The sequence below is a fragment of the Arthrobacter sp. P4_H3 genome (assembly GCF_056400885.1).
Map to the genome: position 1 here is coordinate 128,652 of NZ_JBFUKK010000009.1, position 16,981 is coordinate 145,632.

At 58.7% G+C, this 16,981-nt stretch carries 18 protein-coding genes; 16 read left to right on the forward strand and 2 right to left on the reverse strand.

Annotation, left to right across the window (positions count from 1 at the left end; all coding sequences use genetic code 11):
• Window positions 1-34: 34 nt before the first annotated feature.
• Genes AC1DRE_RS13770 through AC1DRE_RS13780 form a run of 3 tightly spaced genes read left to right on the forward strand, consistent with a single transcriptional unit; the run spans window position 35 to window position 5,068 of the window.
• Window positions 35-1,273: a bifunctional glycosyltransferase family 2/GtrA family protein gene (locus tag AC1DRE_RS13770; protein WP_476985244.1), complete on the forward strand. Its 1,239-nt coding sequence runs from the start codon at window positions 35-37 to the stop codon at window positions 1,271-1,273.
• Complete coding sequence (locus AC1DRE_RS13775; protein WP_476985159.1) at window positions 1,270-3,162, forward strand: glycosyltransferase family 39 protein; 1,893 nt, start codon at window positions 1,270-1,272, stop codon at window positions 3,160-3,162. Before AC1DRE_RS13770 ends, AC1DRE_RS13775 begins: the two co-directional genes overlap by 4 nt.
• Window positions 3,131-5,068 carry a glycosyltransferase family 39 protein gene (locus AC1DRE_RS13780; RefSeq protein WP_476985160.1) on the forward strand — a complete coding sequence of 646 codons (1,938 nt, stop codon included), beginning with the start codon at window positions 3,131-3,133 and terminating at the stop codon, window positions 5,066-5,068. Before AC1DRE_RS13775 ends, AC1DRE_RS13780 begins: the two co-directional genes overlap by 32 nt.
• 160 nt (window positions 5,069-5,228) lie before the next feature.
• On the opposite strand, the gene rpsI is transcribed toward AC1DRE_RS13780, so the two are convergent.
• Entirely contained in the window at window positions 5,229-5,735 is a 507-nt protein-coding gene (gene rpsI, locus AC1DRE_RS13785) for a 30S ribosomal protein S9 (RefSeq protein ID WP_104172070.1), read from the reverse strand.
• 38 nt (window positions 5,736-5,773) lie between these two features.
• A complete protein-coding gene (gene rplM, locus AC1DRE_RS13790; RefSeq protein WP_078027203.1) occupies window positions 5,774-6,217 on the reverse strand; it encodes a 50S ribosomal protein L13 in 444 nt (147 codons plus the stop codon).
• A 1,327-nt stretch (window positions 6,218-7,544) separates the two neighbouring features.
• Between rplM and AC1DRE_RS13795 the strand changes: the two genes are divergently transcribed.
• From AC1DRE_RS13795 to AC1DRE_RS13855, 13 genes are all read left to right on the forward strand, one after another.
• Window positions 7,545-8,210 (forward strand): prepilin peptidase, encoded by a 666-nt coding sequence (locus AC1DRE_RS13795; protein WP_476985161.1) that lies wholly within the window; start codon window positions 7,545-7,547, stop codon window positions 8,208-8,210.
• 273 nt (window positions 8,211-8,483) lie between these two features.
• Complete coding sequence (locus AC1DRE_RS13800; protein ID WP_476985162.1) at window positions 8,484-8,684, forward strand: Flp family type IVb pilin; 201 nt, start codon at window positions 8,484-8,486, stop codon at window positions 8,682-8,684.
• 32 nt (window positions 8,685-8,716) lie between these two features.
• On the forward strand, window positions 8,717-8,917 hold the full coding sequence (locus AC1DRE_RS13805) for a Flp family type IVb pilin (RefSeq protein WP_476985163.1): 201 nt from the start codon (window positions 8,717-8,719) through the stop codon (window positions 8,915-8,917).
• A 16-nt stretch (window positions 8,918-8,933) separates the two neighbouring features.
• Window positions 8,934-9,395: a TadE/TadG family type IV pilus assembly protein gene (locus tag AC1DRE_RS13810; protein ID WP_476985164.1), complete on the forward strand. Its 462-nt coding sequence runs from the start codon at window positions 8,934-8,936 to the stop codon at window positions 9,393-9,395.
• Window positions 9,383-10,351, forward strand: a complete 969-nt coding sequence (locus tag AC1DRE_RS13815; RefSeq protein ID WP_476985165.1) for a pilus assembly protein TadG-related protein — start codon at window positions 9,383-9,385, stop codon at window positions 10,349-10,351. The genes AC1DRE_RS13810 and AC1DRE_RS13815 overlap by 13 nt, the downstream gene beginning before the upstream one ends.
• 24 nt (window positions 10,352-10,375) lie before the next feature.
• A complete protein-coding gene (cpaB, locus tag AC1DRE_RS13820) occupies window positions 10,376-11,164 on the forward strand; it encodes a Flp pilus assembly protein CpaB (RefSeq protein WP_476985166.1) in 789 nt (262 codons plus the stop codon).
• Window positions 11,161-12,363, forward strand: a complete 1,203-nt coding sequence (locus tag AC1DRE_RS13825) for a CpaE/TadZ family protein (RefSeq protein WP_476985167.1) — start codon at window positions 11,161-11,163, stop codon at window positions 12,361-12,363. Before cpaB ends, AC1DRE_RS13825 begins: the two co-directional genes overlap by 4 nt.
• Window positions 12,364-12,419: 56 nt before the next feature.
• Complete coding sequence (locus tag AC1DRE_RS13830) at window positions 12,420-13,820, forward strand: CpaF family protein (protein WP_476985245.1); 1,401 nt, start codon at window positions 12,420-12,422, stop codon at window positions 13,818-13,820.
• A gap of 1 nt (window position 13,821) precedes the next feature.
• Complete coding sequence (locus AC1DRE_RS13835) at window positions 13,822-14,775, forward strand: type II secretion system F family protein (protein WP_476985168.1); 954 nt, start codon at window positions 13,822-13,824, stop codon at window positions 14,773-14,775.
• 10 nt (window positions 14,776-14,785) lie between these two features.
• Window positions 14,786-15,661, forward strand: coding sequence for a type II secretion system F family protein (locus AC1DRE_RS13840; RefSeq protein WP_476985169.1), 876 nt, complete (start codon window positions 14,786-14,788; stop codon window positions 15,659-15,661).
• Between the two features lie 8 nt (window positions 15,662-15,669).
• A complete protein-coding gene (locus AC1DRE_RS13845; RefSeq protein WP_476985170.1) occupies window positions 15,670-15,885 on the forward strand; it encodes a Flp family type IVb pilin in 216 nt (71 codons plus the stop codon).
• Between the two features lie 336 nt (window positions 15,886-16,221).
• Complete coding sequence (locus AC1DRE_RS13850) at window positions 16,222-16,461, forward strand: Flp family type IVb pilin (RefSeq protein WP_476985171.1); 240 nt, start codon at window positions 16,222-16,224, stop codon at window positions 16,459-16,461.
• A 108-nt stretch (window positions 16,462-16,569) separates the two neighbouring features.
• Window positions 16,570-16,944, forward strand: a complete 375-nt coding sequence (locus AC1DRE_RS13855; RefSeq protein ID WP_476985172.1) for a TadE/TadG family type IV pilus assembly protein — start codon at window positions 16,570-16,572, stop codon at window positions 16,942-16,944.
• Window positions 16,945-16,981: the final 37 nt, after the last annotated feature.

Genomic DNA, 16,981 nt, shown 5'->3' on the forward strand with positions numbered 1-16,981 from the left:
CCACGCCTATATCCGTCTCTCTACTATTCGAGGCATGACACCTAGCTCTGGGGGCTTGGCGCTCGAAATCGTTGTACCGGTCTTTAATGAAGAGGCGGTACTCGAACACAGCATCACAAAGCTCACAAATTACTTAACGCAGGAAATGCCTTCAACGTGGCAAATCACTATTGCGGACAATGCCAGCACTGACAATACTGCTGCCATTGCCACGCGGCTAGCGGATCAATTGCCCAACGTTGTATATCGCAGGCTTCAGGTCAAAGGCCGAGGCTATGCACTGAGGGACGCATGGGGGGCTTCGTCCGCCAAGGTTCTCGCCTATCTCGATGTCGACCTCTCGACTGATCTGGCGGCTCTGCTACCACTCGTAGCCCCTCTACTGTCTGGTCATTCGGACGTTTCCATCGGCACCAGGCTGGGAGCAACGTCAAGAGTCAGCCGGGGTCCCAAGCGCGAATTCATTTCACGCTCCTATAACTTTCTTTTGAGACGGACCATGCAGGTCAAGTTCTCAGACGCGCAGTGCGGGTTCAAGGCCATCCGGGCTGACGTGGCCAAGAAGCTACTCCCCCTGGTCGAGGACAATGGCTGGTTCTTCGACACCGAACTGCTGATCATCGCTGAGCGCTCAGGGCTGCGCATTCATGAAATACCGGTGGACTGGGTTGATGATCCGGACAGCAGAGTCAACATCAAACAGACGGCAGTTGATGACCTCCGGGGGATGATCCGGGTTGGCAGCGCGTTGATGAAAGGGTCACTTCCTGTTCAGGCCATCTACGCGGAACTCGGACGCCGACCGTTTGTGCCACCAGGACGGCCCAGCTTCTTTGGGCAGGTCCTTCGATTTGGCCTCGTCGGAGCGGCTTCCACCATTGCTTTCGCATTGCTGTACCTAGTTCTGCAAGGACCGATCGGAGCGCAGCAAGCAAATTTCATGTCCCTGTTCCTGACTGCGGTCGGAAACACTGCTGCGAATCGCCGGTTTACATTTGGCATCCGTGGCCCAGGCAGATTCCTGACGCAACAGGTCCAAGGGCTGGTTGTCTTCCTTCTGGCCTGGGGAATTACGTCGTCGTCGCTAGCGATTCTGCATGGCGTTTACCTCGACGCCGCCCCTAGCCATGAACTGATCGTTCTAACAGTGGCCAATGTTGTGGCCACGTTAATGCGATTCGTGTTGCTCCGGCTATGGGTGTTCCGGGTGACCCGCAGGAACGACTTGGCCCAAGGATTCTCGATCAATCGCGCTAAGGAAGGTGTGCTGTGACGGCTCTTACATCGCCCCACATCGTGAAGTCACAGGAGGCGTCGCATGGTCCTAAGCCTTTGCGCTGGGAGCGCGTAGGTTTGACGTCGTTGCTCATATGCACAGCTTTTTGCTTTCTGTGGGGCCTCGACCGAAACGGCTGGGCTAATCCCTATTACTCCGCCGCTGCCCAAGCAGGCTCTCAAGACTGGAAGGCCTTTTTCTTTGGGTCCTTTGAGTGGGGCAATCTCATCACAGTGGATAAGACGCCACTCAGTATCTGGGTAATGTCAATCTCGGTAAGACTCTTTGGTCTGAACACGTGGAGCATCCTTGTTCCGCAGGCGCTCATGGGCGTGGCGACCACGTACCTTATCTACAGGATACTGAGACGCGGATTCGGCGCTGCACCAGCATTGCTAGGTGGTGCCATCTACGCCACGACACCAGTCGTATTCCTCATGTCCAGATTCAACAATCCGGAACCTCTTATGGGGCTGCTCATGGTGGCCGCAGTTTACGTCGCGTTGAAGGCCTTGGATAACGGGCGGTTCAGATCATTTGCCTTGGCGGGATGCTTGCTGGGTTTGGCTTTCATGGCCAAGCAAGTCCAGGCGTTCGTTGTTGTTCCTTCGCTGTGTGTGGCTGTACTTGCATATGGCCAAGGCACGTTGACTGCTCGTGTTCGGCAAGTCTTGGTAGCGGGCGGATCATTGCTGGCGACATCGGCCGCTTGGCTGCTGGCTGTGGAACTCACGCCCGCAACTCAGCGACCCTATATCGGAGGTTCAGCAGTTAACAGCGCGGTGGAGCTGACTCTGGACTACAACGGGTTGGCCCGTTTCATTCAGATCCCGATGACCATTACCGGCAACCGGCCGGGCACCAACCACGACGAGCTTGCACCCTACAACGGAGGCTTCTCTAGGGTGTTCGACGGCAACTTTGCCCCCGAAATCGCCTGGTTGTTGTTTCCAGCCATAGCACTCTCGATTGTTGTTCTGATTCTAAACCGCACATTGGATTTCGATGATGCTCAAAAGAAGACCGCCACACTCGCTATTACTTGGCTAACAACGGCGTTCTTTCTGCTCTCTTTCATGGGATCCATGATCCACACCTACTACACGTTTTCACTTGCCGCTCCCTTAGCTCTCGTTGTTCCCATTGGCCTTTGCGCCCTCTGGGAAAAGAGAGGAAAGCTGGTGCTCCGGCTGATCGGGGCAGTCGTCATAGGTTCGTCGACCTTCATGACGATGAAAGTCCTCAATTACAGCGATGAGTGGCCCCTTTGGTTTCGTACTCTGGTGCTGATCAGTGGAGTTGCAGCCGTGGCCGGCTGGCTCTGGAACGGGTCCTCTCACCGGTTGCAACGCTCCACGCTCGCGGTCGTTGCCGCATGCCTGCTTATAGGGCCCATTGGGGCAAATGTCTATACGTCATCAGTTCCTCAGAAAGGAACCAACCCGCAGTCGGGGCCCGTTGCCAACGATCCGAGAGCCGTGTCCAGACTGCTTGTTGGCGTCCGGGCTGGCACTCCGGCCTGGGCCCTGCAGACTGCCTACGGCGCCCCCACGAGTCCTTCCGTTACGGAACTCTTGCGCCATACGGATGGACACCAGGAATGGGCAGCAGCAACCTACTCGGCACAGAATGCGGCAGGGTATCAACTCGAATCCGGAAGACCTGTCATTCCGGTGGGCGGCTGGTTGGGGACGGACCCGGCCCCAACACCGCTCCAATTTCGACAGTTGGTAGCGGATGGCAGAATCGGGTACTTCATTTGGCAACAGGATCTTTTGGACCGCAACGAGCTGAGTCCGGAAACAGTCGAGATTACACACTGGGTGCAGGACAACTTCAAGGAGCAGACAATTGATGGTGTCCGCATCTACGACCTCCGGCCCTGACCACATCATCAAGGCACAGCCACTTCCTGCACATAGGAACATCCTGGCGCGTTTTGACGCCCCGTCTGTGTTCTCAGCCCCGGCCTGGGAACGCGCGTCACTGGTACTGCTGCTGGTTTCTTCCGCCGTTCTCTACGTGTGGAAACTCGACCAAAATGGCTGGGCAAATGCCTACTACTCAGCCGCTATCCAGGCTGGCCAGCATGACCCCGTCGCGTTTTTTTACGGCTCCTCGGACTGGGGCAATTCAATCACCGTCGACAAGCCACCGTTGAGTCTCTGGGTAATTGGGATCTCAGTTCGGATATTCGGCCTCAACTCTTGGGCCATCCTATTGCCGCAAGCACTCATTACCTTGGGAAGCACCTACCTGCTTTACTCGTTGGTACGCGCCTGCTTTCCCGCAAGCGCTGCTTTGATGGCCAGCGCGATCTTTGCGACCACTCCCATCACGGTTCTTCTCGCCCGGTATAACAACCCGGATCCTTTGATGATCCTGCTCATGTTGTCTGCGCTGTACGCGGGCGTCCGAGCCACAGAGAGGGCCCAAGCCAGGCTCATTTTCCTGGCGGCGTTCCTTTTGGGCCTCGGCTTTTTGGCCAAACTACTTCAGGCGTTCCTGGTCTTGCCGGCTTTGGTGCTAATTTTCCTCGGCTACACCCTCATGCCTTGGCGGAAAAGGTGGATCGCAACCGCAGCAGCCTGTGCCATTCTCCTTGGAACTTCTCTGGCATGGCCGCTGGCCGTGGACCTCACGCCTGCGTCCGCTCGGCCCTTCGTCGGCGGATCCCACACCAACAGCATGCTTGACCTCATACTCGGCTACAACGGCCTAAACCGGGTTGTGCAGCATGAAGACGAGCCCATGGTCGCTCTGCTCCCGAAGGAGTTAAGAGCTGTTGACTCGGACGCAGGATTCTTTCGGCTATTCAACGCCAGCTATGGCCAGGAAATCGGCTGGCTACTGGCTGCTGGCCTCTTGAGCGTCCTAGTGTTGGGCTGGCTTCTCCTCAGGCGACAGCTGGACCGGACTCAGGCAATTCTTGCGGGCGCCGCGGGGGTCTGGATGATCTCTACTTTCGCCATGCTCAGCTTCATGGGGAACAGTTTTCATTCGTATTACACGGCCTCACTTGCTCCCCCGCTGGCCATCTGTTGTGGCATTGGGGCACATCTACTCCTCGAAGCCCCTAAGAAGGTTCCCGGACGCCTGGCCTCCGTGCTGAGCCTGGTCGTCAGCGGCATTTGTTCCTCGGCGATCTGGCAGCTGGGCGCTGGATTTTCCAGTGGTATTGGGAACGCGTTAATGGGAATCGTGTTGGTGTCGGCCGCGTTCCTCATCGCGCCGGCCCCATGGCCCCATGTTGAGCGGGTAGCCGGCTTGCTGGCTATTACTGCGCTGATGGTGGGACCCTTGGCCTGTTCCGTGGTGACCGCCGCAACACCACAATCTGGCTCCAATCCACTATCGGGGACTGTCACATCCGCCAAGAACACGCTGAGTCAGTTTCTTGACGGCGTCAAGCATGGTGAGCCGCAATGGGCTACGGGGCTCGCTCTGGGCGTGGCCCCGAACCGAGAACTTACCGAAACGATCCACAGCGCCGATGCAAGGTGCACCTGGGCAGCGGCAACGTATCCGAGTCAAACAGCAGCCCGCATCCAATTGGAGACTGCGCGGCCGATAATGCCCCTAGGAGGTTTCGCGGCCCAAGACCCGAGCCCTGATTTAGCACAGTTCCAGCGCTGGGTGGCCGCAAATCAGGTTTGCTACCTGATCAAGCAACCGGCGCAACTTGACGTGCCCGGTAACAGCCCGGGTCTGCTGGAAATTCAAGCTTGGGTTAGCAACAACTTCGCTTCTCAGGACATCGACGGTGTCACGGTATATCGTCTGGTCAAATAGTTTGGCAGGAGCCTGCAAACGCGACCAGCCGATTCAGGCTTAGAGGGCGGACCCGTAGCACGAGTTGGGTACTTGATCGGCGATTCAGACGCAAGAAGCCCGCCCCGCCGAAGGGCGGGACGGGCTTCTTGGTGAGCGCCATGTGGGCTCGTAAGCGGATTTAGCGCTTGGAGTACTGCTGAGCCTTACGGGCCTTCTTGAGACCAGCCTTCTTGCGCTCGATGACGCGGGCGTCACGGCGGAGGTAGCCGGCCTTCTTCAGGGTGGCGCGGTTGTTCTCGGTGTCGATCTCGTTCAATGAACGGGCGATGCCGAGGCGCAGGGCACCGGCCTGGCCGGAAATGCCACCACCGTGAATGCGTGCGAAGACGTCGTAAGCGCCATCCAGATCAAGGATCTTGAAGGGCTCGTTGACATCCTGCTGGTGCAGCTTGTTCGGGAAGTAGTTGGCCAGCTCGCGGCCGTTGATGATCCACTTGCCGGTACCGGGCACGATGCGAACACGTGCGACGGCTTCCTTACGACGGCCAACTGCGGCGCCGGCAACGGTCAGTGCCGGGCGTTCCTTCTTGGGCGCTTCTGCTTCCGCAGGACCGCTTTCCGAGGTGTAGCTGGTCAGGGTTTCCTCAGCCGCAACGGCTTCGGTGGTCTCTTCGTTCTGAGCCACGGTTCTCCTTGTATAGATAAGTTGTTTGGTGGCCAGGACTACTGGGCGACCTGGGAAATTTCGAAAGTCTTGGGCTGCTGGGCGGCGTGCGGGTGCTCTGCACCGCGGTAAACCTTCAGCTTGCCCAGCTGCTGTGCAGCAAGGGAGTTCTTGGGGAGCATGCCCTTGATGGCCTTCTCCACTGCGCGGACCGGGTTGGATTCCAGCAGTTCCGCGTAGGTGACGGAGGTCAGGCCGCCCGGGTAGCCGGAGTGCCGGTAAGCGCGCTTCTGCTCGAGCTTGGCGCCGGTGAGGGCAACCTTCTCAGCGTTGATGATGATGACGAAGTCGCCCATGTCCATGTGGGGAGCAAAGGTGGCCTTGTGCTTGCCGCGCAGCAGGATTGCGGTCTGGCTGGCAAGACGACCAAGGACAACGTCGGTGGCGTCAATGACATGCCACTGGCGGTTGATATCGCCGGGCTTCGGGGTGTACGTACGCACGGTGTTTGCCTCGTTCTTGTTCTGGCGTTCTTGTTTAGGTGTCACGTAAGCGTGTGCACCTACTATCTATGCGCTACCGGAACAGAGGTGAGGGCTCTATGAATCCAGTGGTCCCGGAGTCTCGACTGTGCCCGAGGAGTAGTTATCCTGCAACCGGATTCTCAGCGGGCACGCATCATCGAGAAAGGACACGCACAACGACTATCAAGAATAGCGGGTACAGAGGCCGCTGGTCAAAAGAGCGCGTTGGCTCATGGGAAGGGTCCGCGTGGCCGGATACGTTGCCGCATTGCAAAAGGTCCGCGAAGTGTCGCATCCGGGCAGTTCTGTTTCACACTGACGGTGACAGACATCGCCACGGGATGGCCGGTGAACCGGTCCGCGCCGGACAAGGCCCAGAAATGCGTGTTTGCCGCTTTGCAGAACGCACTGGTCCGTTTCCCGTTCCCGATTCTGGGGATCGATTCGGACACCGGGTCCGAATTTATCAGCGCCTACCTGCTGGCGTACCGCCATGCCCGGGAGATCACGTTGACCCGGTCCCGGCCCAGAAAAAGGAACGATAGGGCCTACGTGGAACGGAAGAACTGGAGGGCTACTACCGCTACGACACAGCCGTCGAGCTGGAAAAGCTCAAACAGATCTGGGAGCTCGACGCGCTCTTAACGAACCTACCTGCTGCCCAGCAGAGGCTCATTTCCAAGGAACGCCACGGGGCGAAGGTAATCAAGAAACACGATGGCGCACTTACCCCGCACCAGCGTGCCACCGTCCACCCCGACATGCGCAAACGACCCGTGATCGCCATGAATGCCGAGTTCAAACGGCTCAAGCCCACAACGCTGTCCCGGCAGATTCTCGGCCTGACCGGTCCGCTTGAGGTCCTCACGCAAGCCAAAGCGGCACTCGGGACTCGAAGATCAACACCAGGTTCAACCCGCCCCTGAACCGGAACCTTTCACATGAGGCAAGTAATCACCCTTTCCGGACCTATTGACATAAGGCAACAGGAAGAGGTCTAGGCGGCCGACAACGGCCGGCCCAACAGGAGGCCGCCTGCGGACCTGGCCTGACACCCGCATCGTCGGGTGCAATACGGCACGGGAGGGGGCCTCTAGGCGGCTGCTGGCGCCATTCTGCAGGCCCCCTCGGCGAACGCCGCGCTACGAACCTAACTAGGTTCGGCGACAAACTATCTGCAGGCGTTCAATTGAGGCCCGAATCACCCTCACCGTAGCGTTTTTCAATAGGACAACGGGAATAGGCTCTAGGCATCCAGCCTGCGCCGGGCCTAATGCTCGGCGGTCCGATTAGCCCAGGAGTCTCAGTGTCCCTCGTTGCTGATGCCGAATCTATCCGGTTGTTGTTCGTCGCCGGGGTCGGAGTCCTTGGCGCCGCCTTAGGCCTGATCGTCGAGTGGATCATCGTGCTGACCCTTCCTCGGCTAGGACGGATGCCGGCCAACTGGACGCGAAGCACGACTGCGGTACTCGCAGCTGCTCTCTCGATGCTTCTTGCCCTGCGATTTGGAATTGCATGGCAATTGCCAGGATTCGTGGTGCTGGCAGCCCTCGGAATTCAACTTTCCCGAATTGATATTGCGCACAAACTGCTGCCAAACAGGATAGTTGCGTCACTACTTTTGACCGGCTTGGCACTTCTCACAGCCTCGGCAGCACTAACGCCAGGTTGGGACGACCTGCTCCGAGCCGTCGTATCGGCCGCGGTCCTGTTCATTGCCTACCTGATTTTGGCGATTATTTCGCCCAACTCCATCGGAATGGGCGACGTTAAGCTGGCTGCGCCCATAGGCCTGTACTTGGGCTACTTGGGCTGGGCTCAGCTCTTCTACGGCGGAGCCTTTGGGTTCGTTCTCGGCGGGGTGGCGACCTTCGTCCTGACACGTCTGAAAACCAACGAAAAACTCGCGGAAGTGGCCTATGGCCCATCCATGCTTACCGCCTGCTTCGCAGCAATTTTGACACTTCCGTAACAGCAACCTCATAGCCCACAGGGCGCACAGCGGCACACATAGGGCCCCAACTGTCTAGGTACTGAACAACTTCCCTCTCCAGAAACATGAGTACTCGTCTGTTCGCAATAGGTAGCTCCCCGAACACGGATCACAAAAGTCGAGTACAGGTACGCATTGTCGCGCAATTATTCAGCGTGCCAATGTTGTCCCAGCGGAACTCCAGACTCTTAGAAAGTTGGGGGAAATGGAATTCCGTAACCCGAATTCAAAACTCTGGAAAAGGAAATTCAAATGTCTTCTCTCATGGTCTCAATGATCGCTTTTGTCGCCGGCGTAAAGGATCGCCTTTCATCTGAAAAGGGTGCTACGGCAACTGAGTACTCGCTTCTCGTGGGTCTGATCGCTCTCGTCATCGTCGCCGGCGTCACCCTCTTCGGCACCAACCTGAACACCTTCTTCAGCGGCCTGGGTTCCCGGGTCGGTACCTGGTAAACCGAACAACGACATCTGGAGGTCTCACCATCATGTTCAAGTTCAGTTCTATTCTTCAGCGCTTAATGTCCATTGCTACCGACAAATTCTCAAACGAGAAGGGTGCTACGGCAACGGAGTATTCACTGCTTGTTGGTCTCATCGCTCTGGTGATCGTTGCCGGTGTCACACTCTTTGGCACCAATCTGAATACCTTCTTCAGCGGCCTTGGCACTACGGTCGGCACCTGGTAGCTCAGGGCCACTCGGTGTGCCGCGCTTCCTGCGCGGCACACCGCTCGTATTTACGCTGCAACTATCCATAGGGGATCCGTTGAAACGCAGCCCAAAACCATCTAGGAACCGCGAGCGCGGTGCGGTGGCCGTCGAATTCGCACTTGTTGCTCCGTTGCTCATCGCTCTGATCATTGCGGTTGTCGAGTTCTCCAACGCCTACAACGTCCAGGTTTCTGTGACTCAGGCATCAAGGGAAGCCGCCCGGACGATGGCGATCACGAAAGACACTACGAAGGCAACTGCCGCCGGCAAGGCCGGAGCACCGTCAATCAATACAGGGTTGCTGACCTTTGACTATTCGGCCGCGGCCTGTCCCCCAGCAACCCCCACTCCAACGGCGGTTGTGACGGTCACCTACACCGGCACATCGCTGACGGGATTCTTCGGGTCCTCACTGACCCTCAAGGGCAAGGGAGCAATGCAATGCGGCGGTTAGCGCAAACCACGACCCCTGCGGACTCTGAACGCGGAGCTGCCGGTGTCATCGTGGGAATCATGATGCTGGCCCTAATCGGCATGGGCGCGGTGGCCGTCGACGTGGGCCAGATCTACGCTGAACGAGCCCAGTTGCAGAACGGTGCGGACGCCGGCGCAATTGCGGTGGCACGCAGCTGCCAGGACAGCACCTGTAATCCGTCTCTTGCTACCGCTCTGGCGAATTCAAATTCCAATGACGGCGCCAGCGACGTGAAGAGCGTTGACACAAGCATTCCTGGCCAAGTCACGGTCACCACCACGACGAGGAACGGGTCTTCGAGTTTCCTTACGAAGATGTTCGCCAGTGCTTTGAGCGCGGGTCCGGTCACCGTCGGAGCAACGTCAACGGCGTCCTGGGGATCACCTGGGTCTGGGCCCGCCGCTCTTCCGCTGACCTTCGCCCCTTGTCAGTTCGACATAGACGGCAGTCTTCACACCATACTCACACACGGAAGCGAGACCTGTGTCAGTGACAGTCCGTCCGGCGCGGCGATTCCTGGTGGCTTTGAGTGGCTGAGCACGGATCCAGGTCAGTGCAGTACCACTGTTTACGCCGACGACCCGAGCACTTCAGGCGTTACCGATCCGTATGCGAAGACCAAGACCGGCCTCAGCATGCCGAGCGAGTGCAAAACGGTAATCGAGAGTTACCTCAACAAAGTCGTTCTCTTTCCCGTTTTTTCAACCGCCACAGGCACCGGGTCGAATGCGAAGTACTACATCAAGGGCTACGCGGCCTTCCTGCTCGTTGGATACAGCTTCCCGGGAATGACCGGCGGAGATCAGACAGGTCTTAGCGGCTCTGACAGAGGCATACGCGGCAGATTCGTCAGCTGGGTAGCCGATCCCGCCGCCTACTCGGGCGGTGGCTACTCCGGCGGCGGAGTCGACTTGCCGCCGTACCTCAGCAAGTAACACAACGTTCTAAGGGGATCTAAATTGAAAACTCGCCTACTGGGAGGCATTGCCGCACTCGTTGTGGCAGTCATAGGAACTATCATTCTCTTCAACTATGTGCAGGGCGCGGACAAGCGGGCCCTGGCAAACACGGAAACTCTGGACGTCCTCGTCGTCAAACAAGACGTGGCTGCCGGCACACCCGCCGACAAACTCAGCGAATATGTCGTCACCAAGTCAGTACCGGTCGCGGCCGTGGCGGAAGACCGGGTCGCCGACCTCGCTTCATTGGGAAACAAGGTCACATCGGTAGCTCTCGTACCGGGCGAGCAGCTCCTCAACAGCAGGCTCGTTGAGGCTAACGCATACCTGGGACCGGCAAGAGTCAAGGTTCCGGCAGGTCTGCAGGAAATCACCTTCCGGCTCGGTATTGACCGCGTTGTCGGCGGACGAGTCGAAGCCGGGGACACCGTTGGTGTCTTCGTCTCCATGAGCGACGCAGGAGCAGAAGGCGCCTCAGGTGCAGGCAGCAACGCGACGCAGCTGACGTTCCACAAGGTCCTGGTCACGGCCGTTCAGTTCAGCTCGGGAGCTGCAGCTCAGACGCAGCAACAGACCCAACAAAGTTCAGGGCAAGGGGCACTCAACGCTGACAACCAGAAGGCCGCAACGTCCAGCGACTCGTATTTGATCACATTCGCCAGGAATGCAGCCGATGCCGAGAAGATGGTCTACGCGGCGGAATTCGGCAAGATCTACCTTTCCCGCGAACCCGCCGACGCCATTGAAAACGCCACTGGAGTCCTGGACAAGACGAGGTTGTTCCGATGAGTCGGTTTATCCTCATAACCCCGAATTCCGAGTACGAGCGGCGAGTGCGTGCGGCTGTCGCCCCAATGCGCGGGACCCTGCACTACTTCCAGGCGGCATACCTGCCGCCTGGGCCCGACGAAGTGCTGAGCCAGCTCACCGGAGAACCGCCCGAGGTCCTGATCTTGGGACCCGACCTTCCCATCGATGACGCCCTCAAGTTCGCCAGCATCGTGGACCTGCAGTTTCCGGAGATCAGCATTCTTTTGGTTGCAGAAGAGACAGCAGATACGACTCTCCAGGCCATGCGATCCGGCATCCGCGATCTTCTTCCGCCCACTGCCGAGCCAGAGATGATCCGATCGGTGGTTGAACGCGCCGGCCTGTCCGCTGCCGGACGCCGGCGCGGACTCGCCCCTACTGCCGGCGAAGGACCGTCTGCCGACGGTGGCCGCATTATTGCGGTTATGTCGCCTAAAGGTGGGGTGGGCAAGACGACAGTCGCCACGAACCTCGCCGTCGGTCTGGGGCAGACAGCCCCAATGAGCGTTGTGATCGTAGACCTGGACCTGCAGTTCGGAGATGTTGCCAGCGGGCTGATGCTGCAACCGGAGTTCACGATCACCGAGGCAGTGGTGGGCGCAGCCATCCAGGACGCCATGGTGCTCAAGACCTACCTCACGCTGCACCCGTCCAGCATCTATGCACTATGCGCTCCGCGGAACCCGATCGACATGGACAGGATTACAGGTGACCATGTTTCGCACCTCTTGCGCCAGCTGAGGTCGGAGTTTCAATACGTAGTGGTGGATACCGCGCCGGGACTTGGTGAGCATGTACTGGCGGTTCTGGAGCAAGCCACAGATGCCGTCTGGGTCTGCGGCATGGACATTCCAAGCATCAGGGGGCTCCGCACGGGGTTCCAGATCCTGTCGGAGCTGGACCTGATGCCGGATAACAGGCACGTCCTCCTGAACATGGCTGACAGGAAAACCGGCCTGACGCTCCAGGACGTCGAAGCTACCATCGGCGCTCCTGTCGACGTCGTCCTGCCACGTTCCCGGACACTTCCATTTTCAACTAATAAAGGGATTCCCCTGCTGCAGGATGGCAGCCGAGATCCGGCGAGTAAGGGCCTACGCCAACTCGTCGAGCGTTTCAAACCAGGTTGGGAAGCTCGGCCGCACAAGCGGCTTCACCGAAGGGCGGTAGTACAGTGAATCTCTCTCGAAGGCTTGCGCAGCTCCACTCCGCAACCGAAGAATTCCCAAATACGGTGGTGCCCGCGGCAGATTTTGCCACCCCGACCACATTGGGTGTCATACACGAAGCTCATACGGCAGAGCAGGCTACGACTAGTGTGGCTGAGCCTCGACCCATGACCGGCAACTCCAGTGAGGCCCTGAGCGGCCTCAAAGAACGGGCAAGCCAGGCCTTGTACGAGCGGCTCGGTTCACGCCTCACGGACTCCTCACTTGATGATGCTGAACTCCACAAGTACGTCAAGGATGAGTTGAAAGCCGTTGTTGACGAGGAGCAGGTGCCTCTATCTACAGTGGAACGCCAGAGGCTGACAAAAGAAATCATCGACGATGTCTTGGGCCACGGCCCCCTGGAGCGATTCCTGGAAGACCCGACGGTAACAGAAATCATGGTGAACCGCGCGGACCAGATCTACGTGGAGCGTAACGGAAAGCTATTCATGACGGACGTGAAATTCGCCAGCGAAGACGCCCTCCGCCGGGTCATCGAGCGCATCGTGTCCCGAATCGGACGCCGCATCGATGAATCCTCGCCGCTGGTGGACGCTCGTCTGGCTGATGGTTCCCGCGTAAATGCAATCATTCCACCGCTCGCCGTGAACGGGGCATCGCTCACCATCCGGAAGTTCGGACGCGATGCACTTACCGTCAAGGATCTCATCCAGTTCGGGAGCCTCTCTCCGGAGATGGCCGAGCTCCTCAACGCCTGCGTGCTTGCCAGGATGAACATCATCGTTTCGGGCGGCACCGGCACGGGCAAGACAACAATGCTGAACGTGTTGTCATCCTTCATCCCGGCGAGCGACCGCATCGTCACCATTGAAGACGCTGTGGAACTCCAACTCCAGCAGGATCATGTTGTCCGCTTGGAGAGCCGGCCGGCCAACATCGAAGGTAAGGGTGAGATTTCGATTCGTGACCTCGTCAGGAACTCACTCCGCATGCGGCCGGACCGGATCGTCGTTGGTGAGGTTCGCGGCGGGGAGTCCCTGGACATGCTTCAGGCCATGAACACCGGCCACGACGGTTCCATCTCAACGGTGCACGCCAATTCTCCCCGGGATGCGGTGGCACGGTTGGAAACGCTGGTCCTGATGGCGGGCATGGATCTTCCCCTCCGGGCTATTCGGGAGCAGATCGCTTCTGCTGTCAACCTGATCGTCCATATCTCCCGGCTGAGGGACGGAACCCGCAGAGTTACCCACATCACTGAAGTCCAAGGGATGGAAGGCGACATAGTCACCCTCCAGGATGCCTTCGTGTTCGACTATTCGGCCGGGATAGACGCCAACGGCCGGTTCCTGGGCAAGCCGGTCCCGACCGGAGTCCGTCCTCGGTTCACAGACAGATTTATTGAGCTGGGCATTCACGTCTCACCGTCCGTCTTCGGCGCCGTTCCCCTAAGGGGGAAGTGAAATGGGTGGCCCTGACATGTCCATGGGCCTGTTCTTCGCGGGCGTCCTGCTTGTCTACGCTGCCGTAATTATCCTCTTCGCGATGGTCTTCAAGACCAACCGAGTGATCCCGGTATCCAGGCGCCGCCCGGACGCCGTTGACACGACTTCCGGTTTGACCCGGCTGACCGAATCTGCCGTGGGCGTCATCAACAAGAGAATTCGGAACGGCGGCACCAGCCCAGTCAGTCGGGAGAAGCTCGAACGTGCTGGCCTCAGCACGCAACCGGCGAATTTCTTGCTCATGATGGGTGCCGGGGCTGTAGTGGGAGCCGTGGTTGGATTCTTCCTTGGCGGCCCCTTCTTTGCAGTGCTCCTGGTTCTAGTAGCCCCTTCCGGAATGCTCGTCTACGTGCGCCTGCTGACGTCGCGCCGACAAGCGAAATTTGATGAGCAACTTCCGGATACGCTGCAAATGCTTACCGGGAGTATGCGGGCGGGTCACAGCCTTCTCCGAGCTATCGATGCCTCCGCCAAAGAGAGCGATGCGCCTATGTCTGAAGAACTGAGCCGGATAGTCAACGAGACCCGCATCGGCCGCGAGTTGGGTGAGTCAATGACGGACGTCTCCGGGCGGATGGCCAGCGAGGATTTCGGTTGGATCACCCAAGCCATCGAGATCCACCGGGAAGTTGGCGGTGACCTTGCAGAAGTTCTGGACCACGTAGGTGAAACGATCCGAGACCGGAACCAAATCCGGCGCCAGGTCAAAGCTCTGAGTGCCGAGGGCCGGATGTCGGCTGTGGTGTTGATGGGGCTGCCAATCGTGCTCTTTTTCGCCCTGATCTTCATCAATCCGCAATACTCCAGAACATTCACAAGTACGGTTCCCGGATACCTGATGTTGGGAGTAGCCGCCCTGATGCTAACCGCCGGCGGTTTCTGGCTTAGCCGCCTTGTCAAGGCAAAGTACTAGGAGGGTCACAATGTCACCCATCGCTCTTGGCGCCACACTCGCCATCGTGTTTCCCATCAGCTTCATGGTCTGGCTGGTTTTCAGCGCGGACTACGCCGCAATCCGAAATATCCAGGCAAACCTTGGCCACCGGACAAAATCCGCAGAGGGAACCGCATCACTTTCCCAGCAATACACGGGCATTGTCCGTCGACTAACGCCGGGAAGCTACGAAGCCTGGCTGGACCGGCAGCTTGCCGCATCTGGAAGGCCGAAGAACTGGCCGTTGGAGCGGCTGCTGGTTGTTAAGCCGCTCATAGCCTTAGGCGCAGGAATCCTCGGTGCTTTCTTCTTTGTTGGCGCACCGACCCCAGTCAGTTTTGTGATCATGTTGGCGGCGGTTGCTATCGCGTACTTTGCCCCAGACCTCCTGATCCGGAGCCATGGACAGAAGCGGTGTGCAGCCATTCAGCAGGAGCTTCCGAATGCTCTGGACCAGATGCTTATTTCTGTTCAGGCCGGCCTCGGCTTCGAAGCCGCGATGGGACGGACCGGCAAGAACGGTACCGGGCCCCTTGCTGACGAATTTGTCCGCACGCTCCAGGACATTCAGGTGGGCAGGTCTCGAAAGGAGGCCTATCTGGCCATGGCTGACCGGGTGGCAGTCCCCGATCTCCGCAGCTTTATCCGTTCCATTGTTCAGGCGGACGCTTACGGCATCGCTATCGCCAAGGTCCTGAAGAGCCAGGCACTCGAAATGCGGACCAAACGGCGCCAGCGGGCCGAAGAACATGCAATGAAGATTCCGGTCAAGATTCTCTTTCCCTTGATCTTCTTCATTTTTCCGACTCTCTTCATCATTCTGTTGGGGCCGGCCATCATGAACATCGCAGCGGCCTTCTCCTAGGGGGAATTATGACCAACATCACAACTCGCATCCAGTGCCTGATCTACGAGCTTCAACACCGGCTATCGGCAGAGGAACGAGGCGCCACCGCCACGGAGTACAGCATCCTCGTGGGCTTCATCGCCATCGCCCTAGTGGCAGGCGTCGGCCTATTCGGGACCGCCCTCAATAGCTACTTCAATGGCCTCGGAACCGGGGTGCAAACCGCACTCGGTATCCCATAACCGTCACCAGGCTGCGTCCGCCTCTAAAACTGAGGCGGGCGCAATCGGCTGCATCCGCATGCCGAACAGACAGGATCCCCTCGGGCCCAGAGCCGAGGGGATCCCTTTGATCGGACCCCCTCGGCACCCAGAACCGAGGGGGTCCTCTTGCGTGCCCAAGGAACCCGAGACGCAGATAATACGCAGGGAACACGCAGGTTCGCCGCAGGAAACAAGCAAGTCGGGAAGGCTTGGCACAGGGTACGCCAAGGACCGGTCGAAACCTGGAAAGTGGTTGCTACATTTTTTGCAGAGCTGGTGCAGGACCAGCCCACCCAAACTCGCTCAGGAGTCCCGATGCTTTCTCTCTACACCAATCTCGCAGTCCGTCTTCACCGCGACGAAAAGGGCGCAACCGCCGTCGAATACGGCATCATGGTCGCCCTCATCGCCGTCGTCATCATCGTTGCCGTCACTCTCCTCGGTGGGACGCTGAGCACGATGTTCGAACAAGTAAAGTGCCAGGTTGGCGGCGGTACATGGACGGCTGTCGCCCAAACCACCACCACGGCCGCCGGCGGAACCTGCGCTCCCTGAGAAGGAGCACACCCCTCGGACGCATCGCGAGGCGAAAAGTGGCGGCGGCAACCAAGCCGCCGCCACTTCGGTTGTAACTACCCCATTGGCCTGACGGAAAGGCACCCCATGTCCAGGGCATCCGAGCGCGGAGCCGTAGCGGTCGAGTTTGCGATCCTGGCCCCGGTCCTCGTCATGTTGCTCCTGGGCATCATGGAATTCGGCCGTGCTTACAACGCCCAGGCGTCGCTCTCCAGCGCAGCACGCGAGGGTGTCCGGGTTATGGCCATCTCCAACAACCAAACAGCTGCACGCACCGCGGCCAAGAACGCCGCCGTTTCGCTGAAGCCCGCCCTGACGGATGCGAATATCACTTTCGGCACTGCGAACTGCTCAACTGGTGCCCAGATGACCATAACCATCAGCTACAACCTGTCCACTATGACGGGCGTAGCCGGCCCGTTTCCGATGAAAGGCAAAGGAGCCATGCTGTGTGGCGGGTGACAGCCTGGAGAAGCCTTCACTTCGGCGAACGTGGCGC